3 protein-coding genes are annotated in these 3,248 nt (G+C 75.3%); all 3 read right to left on the bottom strand.

The genetic code is table 11. From position 1 onward, the window contains the following. Nucleotides 1-101 precede the first annotated feature (101 nt). From ACFV0G_RS16075 to ACFV0G_RS16065, 3 genes are read right to left on the bottom strand one after another with little or no spacing between them, the layout of a single operon-like run. Entirely contained in the window at nt 102-1,241 is a 1,140-nt protein-coding gene (locus ACFV0G_RS16075) for a bifunctional RNase H/acid phosphatase (protein WP_380547067.1), read from the bottom strand. Between the two features lie 4 nt (nt 1,242-1,245). Continuing rightward, nucleotides 1,246-1,989, bottom strand: a complete 744-nt coding sequence (locus ACFV0G_RS16070) for a zinc ribbon domain-containing protein (RefSeq protein WP_380547065.1) — start codon at nt 1,987-1,989, stop codon at nt 1,246-1,248. A gap of 39 nt (nt 1,990-2,028) precedes the next feature. Next, nucleotides 2,029-2,865, bottom strand: coding sequence for a Nif3-like dinuclear metal center hexameric protein (locus ACFV0G_RS16065; RefSeq protein WP_380547063.1), 837 nt, complete (start codon nt 2,863-2,865; stop codon nt 2,029-2,031). Nucleotides 2,866-3,248 lie beyond the last annotated feature (383 nt).

The following is a 3,248-nucleotide window of genomic DNA, read 5'->3' as shown; positions in this document are numbered from 1 at the left end:
GGGTCGGCGAGGCCGTCTGACAGCCCGTGATTTGTACCGGGTCGGTACCAGAGGCGCGGCGCCCCCCCCCCGGGGCGGGCCCCCGCCCCGGTGCGCGCCGGTCAGCGCAGGTGGGACGTGTCGTTCAGGAGCCGGAGCGAGGCGTTGCCGTCGGCGTAGTACTGGACGGCGCAGAGCGAGGCGGCGGACAGCTCCATCCGGTAGACCGCGTCGGGCGGGGCGCCGAGCGCGAGCCGGACGAGCGTCTTGATCGGACTGACGTGCGAGACCACCAGGACGGTCTTCCCGGGGTAGCGGGCGAGGATCTTGTCGCGGGCGACGCCGGAGCGGTGGGTCAGCGTGGTGAACGACTCGCTGCTGCCGGTCGGCCGGGCCTTGGCGGAGCCGAGCCAGGCGTCGAGGTCCTCGGGGTACTGCTGCTGGACCTCGGCGAAGGTGAGGCCCTCCCAGGCGCCGAAGTCGAGCTCGCGCAGGCCGTCCTCGATCCGGACCTCCAGGCCGAGCCGCCGGGCGACCGCCTCGGCGGTCTGCCGGGTGCGCTGCATCGGCGAGCTGACCACGGCCTGGACGGTGCCGCGGGCGGCCAGCGCCTCGGCGGCGCGCTCGGCCTGCCAGCGGCCCTTCTCGGAGAGCTCGGGGTCGGTGCCGCCGCTGCCGGAGAAGCGCTTCTGCGGGGTGAGCGCGGTCTCGCCGTGCCGGAGCATGACGAGGGTGGTGGGGGTGCCGAGGTCGGCGGGGGCCGCCCAGCCGGCCTTGGGCGCGGCCGGGGCGGGCAGTTCCTCCTCGGCCGCCGGGGCGGCCGGGCGGGCCTTGGGCTCCCAGGCGCGGCCCGCCTTGCCGGCGTCCATCGCCTCGTTGGCGAGCCGGTCGGCGTCCTTGTTCCGCTCGCGCGGGATCCAGGTGTAGGCGACCTGGGCGCGCGGGAAGACGGTGCGCGCCTCGGCGGCGAGCGGCTGCATGTCGGGGTGCTTGATCTTCCAGCGCCCCGACATCTGCTCGACGACCAGCTTGGAGTCCATCCGGACGTCGACCGCGGCGTCCGGGTCGAGGTCGTGGGCGGCCCGCAGGCCGGCGATCAGTCCGCGGTACTCGGCCACGTTGTTGGTGGCGTGCCCGATGAACTCGGCGGCCTCGGCGATGATCATGCCGGTGTCGGCGTCCCGGACGACCGCGCCGTAGCCGGCCGGCCCCGGGTTGCCCCGGGAGCCGCCGTCGGCCTCGACGATGAACCTGCGGGCCACCTGGTCAGGCGCCCGACTCGGCGGTGCGCACCAGGATCCGGCCGCAGTTGTCGCAGCGCACGACGGCGTCGGCGGGCTCGGCCTTGATCGCGTTCAGGTCGGAGACCGCGAACTCCACCCGGCAGCCCTCGCAGCGGCGCTGGTTGAGGCGGGCCGCACCGACGCCGCCCTGCTGCTCGCGCAGCCGGGTGTAGAGCTTGAGCAGGTCGGCCGGGATGACCGCGGCGACGACCTCGCGGTCGCGGCGGACCTTGTCGGCGTCGGCGTCGATCTCCGCGTACGCGGCGTCCCGGCGGGCCTCGGCCTCCTTGAGGACGATCTCGGAGTGCTCCAGGCGGGCGCCGAGCTCGGTGACCCGGGTCTGCGCGGACTCCAGCCGCTCCATGACCTCGAGGACGACGTCCTCCAGGTCGGACTGGCGCTTGGCCAGCGAGCCGATCTCGTGCTGGAGGTTCTCCAGGTCCTTCGGGGAGGTGACCGAGCCGGAGTCCATCCGCTGCTGGTTGCGGGCGGCACGGGTGCGGACCTGCTCGACGTCCTGCTCGGCCTTGGCCTGCTCGCGGGTGGTGTCGGAGAGCTGGGCCTGGGCGGCGATCACCAGGTCCTTGAGCGCGGTGTGGTCGGCGCCGGCCGCCTCGATCTCGGCGAGCTCGGGCAGGGTGCGGCGCCGGTGGGCCAGCTGGTCCAGGCGGGAGTCGATGGCCTGCAGGTCGAGCAGGCGGATCTGGTCTGCGGGCGCGGCGTTCAAGCGGGGGGCTCCTGTGTGGATTCGTCAGGTCGGCGGGTGTCAGGCGGTGTACGGCATCGGGGCGTGCCCCGTCCACGGGTCGGTGACCAGGCGGGAGACGCGGGTCTCCAGCTGCCAGCCGCGCTTGCCGGCGGCCTCGGTCAGGGCCCGGTCGGCCAGGGTGAGCCAGGGCCACTCGGTGGCCCAGTGCGCGGCGTCGATGAGGGCGACGGCGGAGGCCTCGGCGGCCTCGGAGGCGGGGTGGTGCCGGAGGTCGGCGGTGAGGTAGGCGTCGACGCCGGCCGCGCGGGCGTCGGCGAGGAAGCCGTCCCCGGCGCCGCCGCAGACGGCGACCCTGCTGACCGTGGCGTCGAGGTCGCCGGCGACGCGGACGCCCGCGGCGGTGGGCGGCAGGCCGGCGGCGACCTGCGCGGCGAACGCGGAGAGCGGCATCGGCTCGGCCAGCATGCCGATCCGGCCGCTGCCGCGGCGGCCCGCGGGGTCGGTCGGGTCCGGGACGAGCGGGCCGGTGACGAGCAGGCCGACCGCCTCGGCGAGCGCGTCGGAGACGCCCGGGTCGGCGTGGTCGGCGTTGGTGTGGGCCACCTGGAGGGCGATGCCGTGCCGGATCAGGGTGTGCACCACCCGGCCCTTGACGGTGGACGCGGCCACGGTCGAGGTGCCGCGCAGGTACAGCGGGTGGTGGGTGACCACCAGATCGGCACCCCAGCCGACCGCCTCGTCGACCACCGCCTGCACCGGGTCGACGGCGAACAGCACCCGCGCGACCTCGTCGTCGGGATCCCCGCAGACCAGGCCCACGGCGTCCCAGGACTCCGCCCACTGCGGCGGGTACAGCTCTTCGAGCACGGCGATCACGTCGGACAGTTTCGGCACCTGTCGAGACTACCGCGCCCGGCACCCCGGGCCGTCCGCTCCGGCCGCGGGCGGCACCGCACAGGTGCGCGTCAACCGGCCCGCAGCGCCCGCCGGTCCGCCGGGGCCGGGCCGGGCCGCCCGCCGACCCGGCGGCACGCGCCCACAGGGGGGCGCGCGAAAGCATGCGAAACACCGGTTTGATCACCCTTACGAGTGAAGTGACCCGAGCTGCGTTGAGCCCCATTCACCTCGCAAGTAACTTCATTCCCGCGAACGAGAGTTGCCCAGGCCGTGGGGGGTCGGAGGGCACCGCGCGGACGCCCGGGCCGACGGCGGAGGGAGCCCGGGCCGAGCGGTGCCCGGGGCGCCGCTCGCTCTCTACCGGGGACGTCAGGGGCGGG

This window comes from Kitasatospora sp. NPDC059571 (assembly GCF_042735675.1).
In the GTDB taxonomy this organism is placed as follows: domain Bacteria; phylum Actinomycetota; class Actinomycetes; order Streptomycetales; family Streptomycetaceae; genus Kitasatospora.
Note: the sequence above shows the minus strand (reverse complement) of the source record. Positions and strands in the feature narration are given on the sequence as shown.